Source organism: Jutongia hominis (assembly GCF_014384965.1).
GTDB classification, from domain to species: Bacteria; Bacillota; Clostridia; order Lachnospirales; family Lachnospiraceae; genus Butyribacter; species Butyribacter hominis.
This window is the reverse complement of the sequence record NZ_JACRSW010000014.1, coordinates 1-16,087: the sequence shown is the minus strand read 5'-3', so window position 1 is coordinate 16,087 and position 16,087 is coordinate 1. Positions and strand designations below refer to the sequence as shown.

The 16,087-nt window shown below is 35.7% G+C and carries 13 protein-coding genes; all 13 read left to right on the top strand.

What is annotated here, in order from left to right; genetic code table 11:
• Positions 1–60 precede the first annotated feature (60 nt).
• The 13 genes from hydE to H8700_RS03775 all read left to right on the top strand — a co-directional run bounded on the left by hydE (position 61) and on the right by H8700_RS03775 (position 15,768).
• Complete coding sequence (gene hydE, locus H8700_RS03835) at positions 61–1,128, top strand: [FeFe] hydrogenase H-cluster radical SAM maturase HydE (RefSeq protein WP_249303236.1); 1,068 nt, start codon at positions 61–63, stop codon at positions 1,126–1,128.
• 27 nt (positions 1,129–1,155) lie between these two features.
• Positions 1,156–1,356, top strand: a complete 201-nt coding sequence (locus H8700_RS03830) for a hypothetical protein (protein WP_249303235.1) — start codon at positions 1,156–1,158, stop codon at positions 1,354–1,356.
• Between the two features lie 5 nt (positions 1,357–1,361).
• The gene (locus H8700_RS03825) at positions 1,362–3,458 is read left to right on the top strand and encodes a DNA topoisomerase (protein WP_249303233.1); all 2,097 of its coding nucleotides are present in this window, start codon (positions 1,362–1,364) and stop codon (positions 3,456–3,458) included.
• Between the two features lie 33 nt (positions 3,459–3,491).
• Positions 3,492–4,166 carry an acyltransferase gene (locus H8700_RS03820; RefSeq protein ID WP_249303232.1) on the top strand — a complete coding sequence of 225 codons (675 nt, stop codon included), beginning with the start codon at positions 3,492–3,494 and terminating at the stop codon, positions 4,164–4,166.
• A 132-nt stretch (positions 4,167–4,298) separates the two neighbouring features.
• Positions 4,299–5,006: an iron-sulfur cluster assembly scaffold protein gene (locus H8700_RS03815; protein ID WP_022140737.1), complete on the top strand. Its 708-nt coding sequence runs from the start codon at positions 4,299–4,301 to the stop codon at positions 5,004–5,006.
• A 21-nt stretch (positions 5,007–5,027) separates the two neighbouring features.
• Positions 5,028–6,038 (top strand): GGGtGRT protein, encoded by a 1,011-nt coding sequence (locus tag H8700_RS03810; protein ID WP_249303231.1) that lies wholly within the window; start codon positions 5,028–5,030, stop codon positions 6,036–6,038.
• 274 nt (positions 6,039–6,312) lie between these two features.
• Positions 6,313–7,854 (top strand): serine/threonine protein kinase, encoded by a 1,542-nt coding sequence (locus H8700_RS03805; RefSeq protein ID WP_249303230.1) that lies wholly within the window; start codon positions 6,313–6,315, stop codon positions 7,852–7,854.
• A gap of 17 nt (positions 7,855–7,871) precedes the next feature.
• On the top strand, positions 7,872–9,305 hold the full coding sequence (locus H8700_RS03800) for a hypothetical protein (RefSeq protein WP_249303229.1): 1,434 nt from the start codon (positions 7,872–7,874) through the stop codon (positions 9,303–9,305).
• A 356-nt stretch (positions 9,306–9,661) separates the two neighbouring features.
• Positions 9,662–10,075 (top strand): SEC-C metal-binding domain-containing protein, encoded by a 414-nt coding sequence (locus tag H8700_RS03795; RefSeq protein WP_249303227.1) that lies wholly within the window; start codon positions 9,662–9,664, stop codon positions 10,073–10,075.
• A gap of 482 nt (positions 10,076–10,557) precedes the next feature.
• Complete coding sequence (locus H8700_RS03790) at positions 10,558–10,905, top strand: LysM peptidoglycan-binding domain-containing protein (protein ID WP_249303225.1); 348 nt, start codon at positions 10,558–10,560, stop codon at positions 10,903–10,905.
• Positions 10,906–11,088: 183 nt separating this feature from the next.
• On the top strand, positions 11,089–12,960 hold the full coding sequence (locus H8700_RS03785; RefSeq protein WP_249303223.1) for an N-acetylmuramoyl-L-alanine amidase: 1,872 nt from the start codon (positions 11,089–11,091) through the stop codon (positions 12,958–12,960).
• Positions 12,961–13,858: 898 nt separating this feature from the next.
• Positions 13,859–14,227: a BlaI/MecI/CopY family transcriptional regulator gene (locus H8700_RS03780; protein ID WP_249303221.1), complete on the top strand. Its 369-nt coding sequence runs from the start codon at positions 13,859–13,861 to the stop codon at positions 14,225–14,227.
• A gap of 479 nt (positions 14,228–14,706) precedes the next feature.
• Positions 14,707–15,768, top strand: a complete 1,062-nt coding sequence (locus H8700_RS03775; protein WP_249303219.1) for a tyrosine-type recombinase/integrase — start codon at positions 14,707–14,709, stop codon at positions 15,766–15,768.
• The last annotated feature ends 319 nt before the right edge of the window (positions 15,769–16,087 follow it).

Sequence of the window (16,087 nt, the reverse complement as noted above, 5' to 3'; positions counted from 1 at the left end):
GTGCATTTGTAAGTTTGAAACAGAATGTATTGAAAAGGAGAAAAAGAGAGAATATAATTTATGGAAACAAAGGAATTGATCGACCGTTTAGAAAGAGATCATATTTTAACACAGGAAGAATATACTGCAATCATTACGAACCATACAACACAGGACATGGAATATCTGTTTGAAAAAGCCAGAAAGTTAAGAGAACAGTATTATCAAAAAGATGTTTATGTACGTGGACTGATCGAATTTTCAAATTATTGCAAAAACGACTGTTTCTATTGCGGAATACGATGCAGTAACCGGAATGCACAACGATATCGTTTACGTGAAGACGAGATTCTAGAATGTGCGAATCAGGGCTATGAACTTGGCTTTCGTACTTTTGTCTTACAAGGGGGCGAAGATCTTTCGTACTCCGCCAGACAGATCGGAGAGCTGGTAAAAAAAATTAAACAAGCCCATCCTGATTGTGCGATCACATTGTCGATAGGAGAACGTGAAAAAGAAGTATACCAATATTGGTATGACTGTGGTGCACAACGTTATCTTCTGCGTCACGAAACTGCTACAAAAGAGCATTATCAGGCATTACATCCAAAAGAAATGTCATGGGAACATCGGATACAATGTCTTAGAGATCTCAAAGAGATCGGTTATCAGGTAGGAGCCGGTTTTATGGTAGGATCTCCCTATCAGACAGCTGCACATCTGGCAAAAGAATTGTGTTTTTTAAAGGACTTTGATCCGCACATGGTGGGGATTGGACCTTTTATCGCACAGAAAGATTCCCCATTTGCCAAAGAAAAGAATGGTACCTTAAGAGAAACACTTTTGATGTTAGGTCTGATCCGTCTGACATTGCCAAAAGTATTACTTCCGGCAACGACAGCATTAGGAACGATTGATCCAAAAGGTAGAGAAAAAGGAATCCTTGCCGGAGCAAATGTGGTTATGCCAAATCTTTCTCCGGTGTCAGTCCGTAAAAAATACGAACTATATGATAATAAGATCTGTACCGGTGAAGAATCAGCACAATGCCGTGGCTGTTTGGAAAATCGTATGGAGTCGGTTGGATATCATATTGTAACATCCCGTGGGGATTATGTTTCTTTTTTTGAAAATAAAGCAACTGTATAGAAAAAGCAAGAAGAAATGAGGTTTATTATGTGGAAATGTAAAGATTTAATGAAAATGACAGATGCCGTAAAACCGGCAAAAACAGGAGCAAATGTAGAAGTGCAAATCAATGTTACAAACATTGTCAAGTATGTCTGCTTGGCCGGCATTGCAATCGTTGGGATTATTTTTGGTTCGAAAAGCTTTGTAGAATGCAAAAAAAACGAAAAAACGAAAGAGGATAATTAATCCATATGGGAAAACATTTATTTATTGCCGAAAAGCCAAGTGTTGCAAAAGAATTTGCAAAAGTACTCGGTGTCAATGGAAATGCCGGAAATGGATATTTAGAATCCAAAGACTATGTCGTAACATGGTGTGTCGGTCATTTGGTTACAATGAGTTATCCCGATGCCTACGATCCGGCTTTAAAGAAGTGGTCGTTGCAAACAATTCCATTTTTACCGGAACAGTTTCTCTATGAATTAATACCGGATGTCAAAAAACAGTTTGACATTGTAGCCGGATTGCTTAACCGGGAAGATGTGACCTGCATTTATGTCTGTACCGACTCGGGACGCGAGGGAGAATACATTTACCGGCTTGTAGACCAGATGGCGCATGTTCCTGCATCCAAGGAAAAGAAACGTGTCTGGATCGATTCACAGACCGAAGAAGAGATAGAACGTGGTATCAAAGAGGCAAAAAACTTAAAAGAATACGACAATCTTTCCGATGCCGCTTATCTGCGTGCAAAAGAAGATTACCTGATGGGAATTAACTTTTCGCGTGTCCTTTCTTTAAAATACGGACGCAATGTCATGAACTTTTTAAATAACGGAAAATGGTCAGCAATCTCGGTAGGCCGTGTTATGACTTGTGTGCTTGGTATGGTGGTGCGTCGTGAACGTGAGATCCGAAACTTTGTTAAGACTCCGTTTTATCGTGTTCTTGGTACATTTTCCTATGAAGGGCAGCAATTTGACGGAGAATGGAAAGCAATAGAAGGTTCTGCCTATTTTCAATCTCCGTTACTTTATAAAGAAAATGGTTTTAAAGAATACAAAGATGCCATCGCACTATGCGAATCTCTGGATTTTACAAAAGAAGAAGTCGAAAAAGGAACGGATACCAATAAAACAAAGACTGATACAACAGAACCGGTACAGGATCAGAACCAGACAGACGTGCCACGAATGGCAGTTATTCAGAAAGTAGAAAAGAAAAAAGAAAAGAAAAATCCGCCATTATTATTTAACTTAGCAGAGCTTCAGAATACCTGTTCGAAACTGTTTAAGATCAGTCCCGATGAGACATTAAAGATCATTCAGGAATTATACGAAAAAAAGCTCGTTACCTATCCGCGTACCGATGCCAGAGTGCTTTCGACAGCTGTTTCAAAAGAAATACATAAAAATATAACAGGATTAAGAAACTATCCGGTTGTCAAAGAGATTGCCGAACACATTTTAGAACAAAAGTCATATCAGGGCATTGCTAAGACACGATATGTCAATGATAAACAGATCACAGACCATTATGCGATTATTCCGACCGGTCAGGGATTTGGTGCGATTGCCGGACTGAACCTGACAGCACAAAGAATCTATGAAGTGATCGTCAGACGCTTTCTTTGCATCTTTTATCCACCTGCAGAATATCTAAAGCTTGCAATCATTGCAAAACGTAAAGAAGAAGCTTTCTTTGCTAATTTTAAAGTGATGACGGCACAAGGATATTTAGCAATTGCTTCGGCTTCATTTTCACGGACAAAAGCAGCCGATAAGAAAGATAATGATACAGAAGAGACGCAAAATACAGACAGCACTGTTTTATCTGTTATGCAAAATCTGAAAAAAGGAATGGAAGTGGAACTGTCCATGCTTTCAATCAAAGAAGGTGAAACCTCTCCGCCAAAGCGTTATAATTCCGGATCAATGATCCTCGCAATGGAAAATGCAGGACAGTTGATCGAAGACGAAGAACTTCGTTCCCAGATTAAAAGCAATGGTATCGGAACAAGTGCTACAAGAGCGGAGATTCTGAGTAAATTAGTGAAGATCCGTTACTTAAAATTAAATAAAAAAACGCAGATCATTACACCGGAGCTGCTTGGCGAAATGGTCTATGATGTTGTGAATTCTTCGATACGGTCTTTGTTAAATCCTGAGTTGACCGCAAGCTGGGAATTGGGACTGACACAGGTTGCCGATGGGAAGATCACATCCGATGAATATATGGAAAAGCTTAACGGATTTATTACGAGGCGTGTGGACTATGTAAAACATACCAATAATCAATACCTGTTAAAACAGATGTTTGAACAGGCGGCTGTTTATTATAAAAAATAACGAAAAAAATTAAATTAAAAAGGAGAGAGAACAATGTATGATAATTTAAAGTGCAAAACATTATTTAATCTGGATGAAACCATTGCAAAAGACATCTTTAACGATGTAACTTTCCCATGGGAAGTGCTTCCAAAGATCAAGAATTTTATAATTGAACTTGGTAAGACATTATCTTTAGAAGAATATAGCCATCCCCAGGAAGATATCTGGATTGCCAAAAGTGCAACCGTCGCAGCCAATGCATCGATCAATGGACCATGTATCATCGGGAAAAAGACGGAAGTACGTCCGGGTGCTTTTATCCGTGGCAATGCAATTGTGGGAGAATACTGTGTTGTCGGAAATTCAACAGAATTAAAAAATGTCATTTTATTTAACAATGTGCAGGTACCTCATTATAATTATGTAGGAGACTCCATCCTTGGATATAAGTCCCATATGGGAGCCGGATCGATCACATCCAATGTTAAATCGGATAAGAGCAATGTTACGATTCGCTATGAGGGTGACTTGATTGAAACCGGTTTAAAGAAAATGGGAGCAATACTTGGAAATTATGTAGAAGTCGGATGCAACAGCGTAATGAATCCGGGAACGATCATCGGAAGCAACACCAATGTGTATCCGCTGTCTATGATTCGTGGTTATATTCCAAAAGGAAGTATTTATAAAAAACAAGGCGACATTGTAGAAAAAAAAGCCGATTGATCAGAAAAAGGATCAGAAAAATTATATTTTTTTGTCAAAAAGAGTAGACGAAAATCGAATTTTGTGAGAAAATAAATTCAGTACTGCGGTTTTTTACCAGCAGATTAAAAGCATATTGAAAGGAGTATGAACATGATTTATTCACAGGAAGTAGAAAACATGTGCCCAGTAGCTCAGGGCGTGCACCATGGTGCAGCACCAATCCCAGAAGAAGCAAAATGGGTTAAAGCAAAAGAAGTAAAGGATATCTCCGCATTTACACACGGTGTTGGCTGGTGTGCACCACAGCAGGGTGCCTGCAAGCTCAGCCTTAACGTTAAGGAAGGTATCATTCAGGAAGCATTAGTTGAGACAATCGGATGTTCCGGCATGACACATTCCGCTGCTATGGCTTCAGAAATTCTTCCGGGTCTTACTGTAATGGAAGCTTTAAACACAGACTTAGTTTGTGATGCTATCAACACAGCTATGAGAGAGCTTTTCTTACAGATCGTATATGGTCGTTCACAGTCTGCATTCTCAGAGGATGGTCTTCCGGTTGGTGCAGGTCTTGAAGATCTTGGTAAGGGACTTCGTTCTCAGGTTGGTACTATGTATGGTACATTAAAGAAAGGTCCTCGTTACCTTGAAATGGCTGAGGGTTATGTAACAGCAATCGCTTTAGACGCTGATGATCTGATCATCGGTTATAAATTCGTTAGCCTTGGTAAGATGACTGACTTCATCAAGAAAGGTGACGATCCTAACACAGCATATGAAAAAGCTTGTGGTCAGTATGGTCGTGTAGATGACGCAGTTAAGCTCATCGACCCTAGAACAGATGAAGAAATCGCAAAATAATATAAAGGAGGCAAACGAATAATGGCTTTATTTGAATCATATGAAAGAAGAATTGATAAAATCAATAGCGTATTAAACAGCTATGGTATTGCTTCTATTGAAGAAGCTGAAAAAATCACTAAGGATGCCGGTTTGAACGTTTACGATCAGATCAAGAGCATTCAGCCAATCTGTTTCGAGAATGCATGTTGGGCATACATCGTAGGTGCAGCAATCGCAATTAAGAAAGATTGTCGTCGTGCAGCAGATGCTGCAGCAGCAATTGGTGAAGGATTACAGGCATTCTGTATTCCCGGATCAGTAGCAGATACACGTAAAGTAGGTCTTGGTCATGGTAACTTAGGAAAGATGCTTTTGGAAGAAGAGACTGACTGTTTCGCTTTCTTAGCAGGTCATGAGTCATTTGCGGCAGCAGAAGGTGCTATCGGTATCGCAGAAAAAGCAAACAAAGTACGTAAGAAACCTCTTCGTGTTATCTTAAACGGTCTTGGTAAAGACGCAGCTCAGATCATCTCACGTATCAACGGATTTACATACGTAGAGACAGAGTACGATCCATATACAAACGAAGTAAAGGAAGTATTCCGTAAGGCATATTCTGAAGGACTTCGTGCTAAAGTAAACTGCTATGGTGCAAACTCTGTACCGGAAGGTGTTGCTATCATGCACAAAGAAGGCGTTGATGTATCTATTACAGGTAACTCAACTAACCCAACTCGTTTCCAGCATCCGGTAGCAGGAACATATAAGAAAGAATGTCTTGAGCAGGGTAAGAAATACTTCTCAGTTGCTTCAGGTGGTGGTACAGGCCGTACACTTCATCCTGATAACATGGCAGCAGGTCCTGCTTCATATGGTATGACAGATACATTAGGACGTATGCATTCAGATGCACAGTTCGCAGGTTCTTCTTCTGTACCGGCTCACGTTGAAATGATGGGTCTGATCGGTGCAGGTAACAACCCAATGGTTGGTATGACAGTTGCAGTTGCAGTTGCTGTACAGGAAGCAGCCGACAATGGTAAATTCTAATTATTAAAAAAGAATATTTCTCTTTTTTGAGGACTTGTCTGTTTTGACAGGTCCTCGTTTTGACTTTTTGTCAAAAAGTTCCGGAAACCCAAAATATATTTTTGGGATAATCCTTAGAAAAAAGCCTAAAATTTCAGACAGAAAAATACTTACATAGGGCTGCTTTATATATTGGGAAAAAATGGAGAAAAGTGAAAGAAACGGAAAAAAGTTTCTAAGAAAATGTAGTATAATAAAAAAGATGAGTATACGATACAAGGAGAAAATGACAGAAATGAAAATGGACAGGCAACATTTTTGCATGGGATGTATGCATCCGTTAAGAGAACAGGGAAATTGCTCTTTTTGTGATTTTTTACCGGAAAAATACAAAGCGACACCACGATGCCTCCCGCTGGGTGTTATTTTAGAAAACCGATATTTAATTGGTAAAGTGATAGGAGAAGGCAGCTCAGGAATTACTTATATTGGTAAAGATTTAGTTCTGAATATGACAATTGCTGTTAAAGAATACTTTCCTTTACATTTAGTCAGCAGGGATACCAGAAAAGAGTTAGATAATAATGTATATGTACTGGCAGGTGAAGAAAACAAAGCATATCAAAAAGGGTTAAAGCAGTTTTATAGAGAGGCAAAAATTTTATCGGATTTTCATATAATGGATGGAATCGTAACGGTACGTGATTTTTTTTATGCAAACAAGACCGGCTATCTGGTGATGGATTATATCAATGGAATGACATTAAAAAAATACATCAGACAGAATGGTCCAATGTCTTCCGAAGATGTACTGCGTCTGATCAAACCGGTTATTGTTTCACTGGAAGCAGTTCACAAAGAAGGAATATTACATCGTGATATTAGTCCGGATAATATTTTGCTGACGGCAGAGGGAAAACTGATCCTGATTGATTTTGGATCTGCACGTCATGAAAATTTATCTCTGACACAAAGTCTTACTGTAATGTTCAAAAGAGGATATACAGCAGAAGAACAATATCGCAGCCAGGGTAAACAGGGACCATATTCTGATGTATATTCACTGTGTGCCACGATTTATTTTATGATGACGGGGATTGTTCCGAATGAAGCAATTGAACGGATACTTAAAGATAAGTTAGTTCCCTTATCATCTGTTCCGAATGTTCATTTAAGTCGCTGGCAATCAAGTGTGATCATGAAAGGCATGGAAATTTATGCCAGAAACCGTTATCAAACTATGCAGGAATTAAATGAAGCTCTGTATCCTAGGAGAAAATGGTTCTCTTTTATCAGTAATAATGGGATTTTCTTTGTACGCCATATTCTGCCGGTTCTTATTTTTGTCTTTGTCATCTTTACAGGCATAAATACCATTGGGCATATCAATAGGATGTCTTCCGATGACAAGACAAAAAATCCGGTATCAGCATCAACAAAACCAACGTTGCTTTTGGAAAGCAGTAACACAACAAAAGAAATAAGTTCATCATCTCCAACACCGGAATCAACAAAGCAGGAGGCTTTTGTATCTGTTCCGGATTTGACGAACCTGTCGGTTTCCGGAGCTAAAAAACGATTAAAGCAGCACAGGCTAAAATGGAAGATTCAATACAAAACAACAACGGGAAAAACCGGAATTGTATTAAGACAGGATAAAAAGCCAAACAGCAGGCAAAAGGAAAACACGGTCATATATTTAACAATCAGCAGGCAAAAAGGAGCAAAGAAAGCAGTCTCAGTACCGGACAGCACCACTTCTGCGCCGGTCAGTACATCTGACAGTACAAAACGTTCTGATCGGAATAAGGATGATTTTGTAGCAACGATTCCATAAGAAACACGGAGAACGATATGACAAGATTTAAGAACAAAGATTTAAAAAATAATGAGTTATATATTGCTTTAAAACAATTACAAAACAAGAGATCTTATGATACATTTGACCGGTTTATTATTTCTAAAATGGGATTTGAAGTTACGGGGAAGGTAGATGATGCCCTGCGTCGTCAGGCATATAAGAACTTTTATTCCCTGATTGCCGATCAGAATATTTCATCGAGACCAACAACAAAAAAATGGTTTGGTATCAATGGCTTTACAATCCCTAAGCGTTATCAGATATATCGTATTGCTTTTGCACTTCAGTTATCGATCGAAGATTTGCAGGAATGGCTGACAAAAGGAATTTTAGAACCCGGTATCTGCTATAATGACTATTCTGAAACGATTTTCTGTTATGGATTAGAAAACAGCTTATCGTATGAGGAATGCTGCAAAATGATCGAAAAATTTGAACAGTCCATTCTTGATGGGCCTTCCTTTATGCATACCCATTCTACCAACCAGATTGCAAGTGAATTCCGTATGTACAAAAAGATCGACAAAGATTCTTTTATGCAATGGATGATCACAAATGCAGCTTGGTTTAAGGGATACAGTATGACAACCTGGGATTATATCAATACATATAAAAAACTGATCATTGAATATATCAGGCAGGATACCAACAAGCAGCTGAACAGTTTATTGATCGAAACGGATTTTTTATCATGGCTGCATAGGAAAAGAGCTTTTACAAGTAAAAAACGAAGTAAACTGATACAAAAATACTGTCTTGCTTATAAAAAAAAGCAGAGCAGCGTTGAGAATGATGTGATCCTGCAGACGATCATGGAATTAAACCATATCGTCGCTTCTGACTTTGGCAGTAATCGCATGTTTTTGTCGGAGCTTTTTGGAAATAATCATGCAATCGCACAATTACCGCATATGTCTGAAAAATATTTATCCGATCTTTTAAACCAGCCATTTCAAAAAGAAAAAGAGATTATGATCCATCTTGCATTAAGAGAATTATATTCCTGTAAGGAAAATGAAAGCTGTCCTAACAATATAGAAAAACTTATTGAAGAATATAGTCATAAAGAATTACAGGACCACAGCGTGGAAAATGCCAAAAAGCAATTAGAAATTCTTAGGAAAGAGCAGAAAAGAAGATGTTTATATGTGAAACGATCTGATATACTGCCAATGATCCATTATGTGGCACAAAGGCGTTATATGGATATGATCACACCGACATTAAATTATAATATGTCGGAAGCCCGGAAACAATTTATAGAATCCGCCAATGCTATTTTACTTTCTTGCGGCATGGTAAAATTAGATCCTGATAAATATTGGCTTGATGCTGTATTTCTTGCCTGCTTTCAGAAATCTGAGATGTATTATTATAGCGATGCTTTGGAAATATTAGAAATGGATTCTGAAAAAAAGGAAGAATAAAACATTCTTCTCTCTAAAAACTTCCATATACCTCTCTAAAAATTATCATGCAAAGAGCTGCAGCTGAAAGAAAAGAGTATAATGTGCGTAATCCTATAGTGTTTTTTCCAAATTTTAATCATGAAAAAAAAAATCTATTGTTTAAGTTTCACGAAAAAAATTCAAATCCCTTAAAATACTTGTATTTTAGGGGATTTTCCATTATAATTTACAAGGTCGTAGAATAAGCTTATTCTTTGTAATGGACACTTTGTTCTATGACGACATATCAAAAAAATTTCAAAAAGAAATATTTTGATATGATTGGATCAGCATTGATATTCAAATTAAGAAATTATATATAAGGAGTAGTACAAATGAGCAAAAATCTCGTAGAAATTTTAGACGGATATAAAGTAGGAGAATTAAAAGAATTAGCTAAAACTTCAGGCTTAAAAGGTTATTCAAAACTAAAAAAAGCAGAACTTGTAGAAGCTGTCAGCAAACAGTTAGAGCAGGTAGAAGTTGCATCTTTAGATGTACCGGATGAAATCAAGAATATCTTTGTAAAAGAAGAGACAAAAGAGAAAGCAGTACAAAAAAAGACTACTCATACGAAGACTCCTATCATCGGTGTTGCGCCTCATGTTATGAACGTTGCAAAAGATGGTCAGGCTCCATATGTTCCGGTTGCCAATCCGGTTCAGCATAACAAAAAAATCTATCCAAACGATCCGTGTCCATGTGGTTCAGGAAAGAAATATAAGAAGTGCTGTGGCAAAAGAGCATAAAACAAATTTAATAAAATCAAATTAATAACATTGAAGAAAAAGCCAATAGATTTTTTATGATAGGATCTCGCCTACACAGGCAGAGGCCATGTCATTATATGGATCTTTGGCTTTTTGTTTTTTGTCTTATCACAAAAGTAATTATTATATAATGAATTCGCAACACAGAAGAGCTTGCTTTTCTGTGCAGAATTTATGAACGACAAAATCGTCAAGCACGAAGTGCGACAAGCATGCAATGCTTGGATTTTGGAGTTATTATATCATAACTTTTAAATCCAAATGCGTTATATCTATCGTACTTTTTGCTCCATTATTTTATCGTTCGTGAATTATAATCATCCATACACAAAAAAACAGGCTCTCATTTATGAAATATAAAGTTTTATGAACAAATGTTCGTAAAAGCATTGACAAACGAATGTTCGGGTGATATATTGTATACATAGAAAACGAACATTTGTTTGAAAGAGAGGTACGATATGAAAAAAAAATCACACGTTACATTTTTAACAAAAAAAGTACAGTTGTTATTCATTATAGGCAGTCTGCTCCTTGCTTTGTTCTTAGCTTGGTATATTTCCGGCCAGAATGCATCGCATGCTCAAGCAGCAATCTGTTCTGAGATCAGTTATAAGACAGTTCGTATTACTGCAAAGGATACTTTATGGAGTATTGCAAAAGACAATTATCGTAAGGAATATGGTTCTTTACAAAATTATATTAAAGATATTAAAGAATGTAATTCATTATCTTCTGACAGCATTAATGCAGGATGTTCAATCATTGTTCCTGTTTATGTTCAGGAACACTCTGCAGATCAGAACTAGTTCAATCGTCTTGTCCAACTTTTTTGATTTCGACATATTTTTTTCAAATTGCCATATTTTTGCTTTTATTTTTGCTATAATAGACAGTGGTTTAAAAAATCATAGCCTATGCAAAATATAGATGCAAACTGTGATGTTTCGAGACTAATATAAAAAGAAAAAAGAAAAGAGGACTCTATAATAATGTTACGACACAAGAAAAAGAATCTAGCAACCCCCACCGAAATACTAAAGCAGTCTTTGGTGCAATATCATCGTCAGGATATTTGCAAATTTTTCACCTGTAAAAGAAAACTTTTATTTGCAACAAAATTTTTTTTAGGAAGTATTGTTTGCATTGAACTTGCTATGCTGAGTCATACTGCTTCTGTATCCGCCGCAACAATTCAAACAGCTGTAAATAATAGTACAAATGACTATACTGCATCAGACACTACAGTTCAGTTTAACGGAAAAACAACAGCCACAGGAATAACCTGTATCCGCATTAATAATATTGATATGTTGCCGGTAAAAAGCACGATTACTGCATTGTCCGCAGCCTACCGATATGATGAAACTACCGGTGCATTAACAATCACCGGAAATGGAGGCGAACATCGTATTGTTGCTAATGTCAATGCATTATCTGCAACAGTAGATGGCACAAACATTACATTACCATATCCCATTATTCGTGGTGAGAATATAACAGATCAATCCGCAGATTTTTATATTCCAATGGATTTTTATTTAAAACAGTTAGGTTATTCTTATACCTACAATAACCAGACGTTAAGTGTGACCTCATCACATCTGTTTGCAGTCACTTCACCGGATAATTCCTATAACGATACAGTCTATTCTAATGCTATATCCGGAATAATACTTGATGCCAATGCGTCCGGAACAGAAAATAGTATTCAAGTAACAACAGTCAAAGAAATGAATGCATCTGATCTAAAAATATCCTCTGATGCGAAGGAATATTCGGTAACAATGGCGTTTTCTGGCGTTAAAAATGGTATTGGTGCATATGAAAAAAACATTCAAAATGGTATTGTACGTTCAATCCATATCTGGGAAGACACATCTATGCATTCCACATATGTAAAGATTTATTATGAAAAAAAATATGTCTATACAAAGAAAACATTATCGAATGGCGGAAAAATCACATTATCAAAAGGTAATTTTTCATTAAAAGTGGCATTGCCTGACAACGTAAAATTTTCTAAAATTAAAACAACAGACCAATATTGGAAGAAAAGATTTTTGATCGTTATTCCCGGAAAACAAAAGAATTTTTATAAAGAAAACCCTCCATATAAAAATAATTCCTGCATTAAAAATATTTCAATTAAGGAAACTTCTGCAGGAAATACCCAGATCATTGTGAATACTAAATCACTAAAGGGTTACAAATTACTTTCCTGTGAAAACGGATTTACCGTTAATATTGGCTCTCCTAAAAAAATTTATCGCAATATTATTATGCTTGATGCAGGACATGGTAAAAAAGATAGTGGTGCAACAGCAGCAGGTGTAAAGGAAAAAAATCTTTGCTTGGATATTTTATATAACAAAGCCAAAGAATACTTTGATTCAACTTCATCCAATGTAAAAGCGTATTTGACACGGCATGATGATACATTTATCAATTTGTACCAACGACCAAAATATTCAAAAAGATATTCTGCAGACCTTTTCCTAAGTCTTCATATGAATTTTAGTACATCAAAAAAAGCCAAAGGAACAGAAGTATATTACTCTAAAGTAAATAACAAAAAATCTTTTTCGGGCTTGAACAGCAAGATCTTTGCTACACGTATGCGTAATACGATTGTAAAGAATCTACATACCAAAAATAGAGGTATCAAACAGGCAGGTTTTGTTGTAATTAAGCGAAATACTGTTCCTGCTGTATTAGTAGAACTAGGCTTTGTATCTAATCCTAGAGAACGTGGTAAATTAAAAACATCCACATATCAGATGAAAGCCGCGAAATCATTGTATAAAGGTGTTTCAGAAACTTTCAAAAAATACCCTACAGCCAGAAGCAGAAAAAATAAGTAAAGCAGGATGACATAAAGCTAAAACGAAAATAAGAAAATGGTAATTTAAAACAAAAACAAGAAAGCAGAATACTAAAGTAAAAACAGCAATCTAAAAAAGTAAGAAATCTAAGATAAAAATAGAATAGAAGTAATCTAAAACGACAAAGATCATCATGTTCTTATATGCATTGAATAGAGCATGGTGATCTTTTCATTATGGAAACATATCATCAAGAACAAGCCTCATTTTCTTCTATCTTTAGACTTTAAACAAAAATTGGTATTAGCATTAGTATAAAAGCTTTCTATATATGATATGAGCAAAACTTTTCTGAAAACATATAGATCTCAAAATTTTTAACAGTAAAATAATGATAGGATTAGTAAAAATGCACATTGACTATTTTGTTCTTCACGAGTAGAATAGAATAAACGATATGATATAATTAAGAAAATTTAAGTGCTAAAAACGAATTACGAGATGGTTTTATACTTTACTATAAAAATAGGAACAATTAAACAATGTCAATCATACCATTGCATCCTCTACAATAGTAGAATATATAATTTACTTGTTTTTTTATATCAAATTTTTTTCACTTGAAAAAATAAAATTGATATCTCATAAATATTCTATGAACATAGAATATTTATTTTGTATTATAAATGTTTTCTACTTTTGTAGTATTGTGTATTGTAAGAGAAGTAAGGTCAGAAAAAAACAAATTTGTATTTGTCTAAATGATATTGAAATTATTATAATGAATTTAATTGTATTATAGCAGCAAATGAACATTTAAAGAGGGCGAACTAACGTATTATTTATAAAAATGATCTAAGCAGGACAGTAGCAATTACAAGGAGAATGTACAGAAAAATATGCATGATAATATCTGTACTTCAGATAGGAGAATGTTATGAAAAATGAGATACGTTTACATGATGGTGAACTAAATGTAATGGAACTTTTATGGTCAAACAAAGAATTGGCTGCCAGAGATATTTCTAAAATCATAAAGGAATATATCGGTTGGGAGAAAAACACAACCTATACGGTGATCAAACGACTAATTGACAAAGGTGCTATTGTTCGCGAAGATCCCGGTTTTATTTGCAAAGCAAATGTTACTAAGAAAAAAATTCAGGAAACAGAAACTAATATTTTATTGGACAAATTTTATGGCGGATCACTTGTTAATTTTATAAACTCATACATGATGAATTATAGAATGAATGAGGAAGAACGAGCTGCATTATTACAATTGGCACAACGAAAGCAATCTTAAAGCAGTCATATAATCTTGACAGAAAAAGCACCAATACATGTTTAACGAGTCTGAAAGCCCGGAGCAATTAAGATATGTATTGGTGCTTTTATTATAATCCTTGATAAGTTGTAATCCATAATCCATAATCATTCTTAAATATAGCGTAAATAGTGATACTGGAAGAGTATTTCTATTTGATTTTAACTCTGGGATAAACTCCAGTTTTTCAAATAGTTATTGAGAAATCGAAAGTAGTCTGTTATACTATAAAGGAAACCTACACTGTATAGCTTATTTAGTATACAGATTTATCAATGCTAATATCTTTTCGTACAATATAAAAAATACAACACATCTGCCTATTTAACATAAAAAACACATTGCTTTTCTTATTATTTTATACTTGCAAATTTATATAGAAAGCAAATGCCGGTTTTACGATTTTGTTGCTGTATTTTTGAAATTTATAAACTGTGTAGAAATGAGGTACATAACATATGGGAACATCCAATCATCAGACTTATTATCAGACAAAGAACGAAAAAAATGTCGAAAAGCTTCGCAGCCTTTTAAAAGAATTTCCACGTTTTTCAAAAGATTTCTTTCGAGGTATCGAACCGACATCATCGATCAACACACGAATTGGCTATGCCTATGATCTCCGAACATTTTTCCGTTTCCTGATCACAAACAATCCTACATTAGCCGATAAAAAAATTGCAGATATCTCCTTATCAGTTTTAAATGCCTTAGAACCTGTTGATATTGAAGAATATTTAGAATACCTAAAGGTTTATACTTATGACGGCAGGCAATATTCGAATGATGAACGAGGAATTCATCGCAAACTGGCTTCGCTTAGAAAGTTCTATTTATATTATCAGAAACGAGACCTGATCACGAATAATCCAACGGTTGTTGTCGATATGCCTAAATTACATGACCGTGAAATCATCCGACTGGATGCCGAAGAGGTCAATGAGTTGCTTGATCTGGTAGAAAATGCCGGTAATTCTTTGACAGGACGAAAAAAATCGTTTTATGAAAAAAATAAGTTAAGAAACATTGCTATTTTTACATTATTCTTAGGAACGGGTATTCGAGTTTCCGAATGTGTCGGACTCGATATGGAAGATATTGATTTTCGTGAAAACCGTATTCGAATCATGCGAAAAGGCGGCAAGGAAGAATATGTTTATTTTGGTGATGAAGTTTGCAAAGCTCTTACCAATTATATTGAGATATCACGAGCCAATATCAAACCTCTTCCCGGACATGAACATGCACTCTTCTACTCTATCCAGCGTCGACGTATCAGCGTGCAGGCAATTGAAAATCTTGTGCAGGAATATGCCAGCCAGATCACAACATTTAAGCATATTACACCACATAAACTACGCAGTACATATGGCACCTCTCTATATCGTGAAACAGGCGATATTTACCTGGTAGCGGAAGTTCTTGGGCATAATGATGTAAATACGACCAGAAAGCATTATGCAGCACTCGATGATGATAAAAAGCGAAGTGCTGCCACGGCGGTAACGTTGAGGAAATAAAATAAACCATATAGCATTTTTATATTAAATTTTATATTTAATTTTAGATTATCCGCATAAACACTACACTTTTAAACATTTTGAGGTATAGGAAATACTCATTTTACCACAGATTTACCACGATTGAATATAATGGCCTCATAAATTAAGACACTGAAAGCGACATTTCTTAATGAATCTGATATACTATAATCCCCAAAAGAAAGAAGGTACTTATTATGTCCAGATCAAGAAGAAATTTCAGTGCTGAATTTAAAACCAATCTTGTCCTCCAACTGCTTAAGGGCGAGAAAGAACTCAATGTTCTTGCTGTTGAAAA

Excerpts from the sequence above, each read along its gene's own strand:
- H8700_RS03825 (WP_249303233.1), top strand. The coding sequence starts at position 1,362 with ATGGGAAAACATTTATTTATTGCCGAAAAGCCAAGTGTTGCAAAAGAA.
- H8700_RS03810 (WP_249303231.1), top strand. The coding sequence starts at position 5,028 with ATGGCTTTATTTGAATCATATGAAAGAAGAATTGATAAAATCAATAGC.
- H8700_RS03795 (WP_249303227.1), top strand. The coding sequence starts at position 9,662 with ATGAGCAAAAATCTCGTAGAAATTTTAGACGGATATAAAGTAGGAGAA.
- H8700_RS03815 (WP_022140737.1), top strand. The coding sequence starts at position 4,299 with ATGATTTATTCACAGGAAGTAGAAAACATGTGCCCAGTAGCTCAGGGC.
- H8700_RS03790 (WP_249303225.1), top strand. The coding sequence starts at position 10,558 with ATGAAAAAAAAATCACACGTTACATTTTTAACAAAAAAAGTACAGTTG.
- H8700_RS03780 (WP_249303221.1), top strand. The coding sequence starts at position 13,859 with ATGAAAAATGAGATACGTTTACATGATGGTGAACTAAATGTAATGGAA.
- H8700_RS03785 (WP_249303223.1), top strand. The coding sequence starts at position 11,089 with ATGTTACGACACAAGAAAAAGAATCTAGCAACCCCCACCGAAATACTA.
- H8700_RS03830 (WP_249303235.1), top strand. The coding sequence starts at position 1,156 with ATGTGGAAATGTAAAGATTTAATGAAAATGACAGATGCCGTAAAACCG.
- H8700_RS03820 (WP_249303232.1), top strand. The coding sequence starts at position 3,492 with ATGTATGATAATTTAAAGTGCAAAACATTATTTAATCTGGATGAAACC.
- H8700_RS03775 (WP_249303219.1), top strand. The coding sequence starts at position 14,707 with ATGGGAACATCCAATCATCAGACTTATTATCAGACAAAGAACGAAAAA.
- H8700_RS03805 (WP_249303230.1), top strand. The coding sequence starts at position 6,313 with ATGAAAATGGACAGGCAACATTTTTGCATGGGATGTATGCATCCGTTA.
- H8700_RS03800 (WP_249303229.1), top strand. The coding sequence starts at position 7,872 with ATGACAAGATTTAAGAACAAAGATTTAAAAAATAATGAGTTATATATT.
- hydE (WP_249303236.1), top strand. The coding sequence starts at position 61 with ATGGAAACAAAGGAATTGATCGACCGTTTAGAAAGAGATCATATTTTA.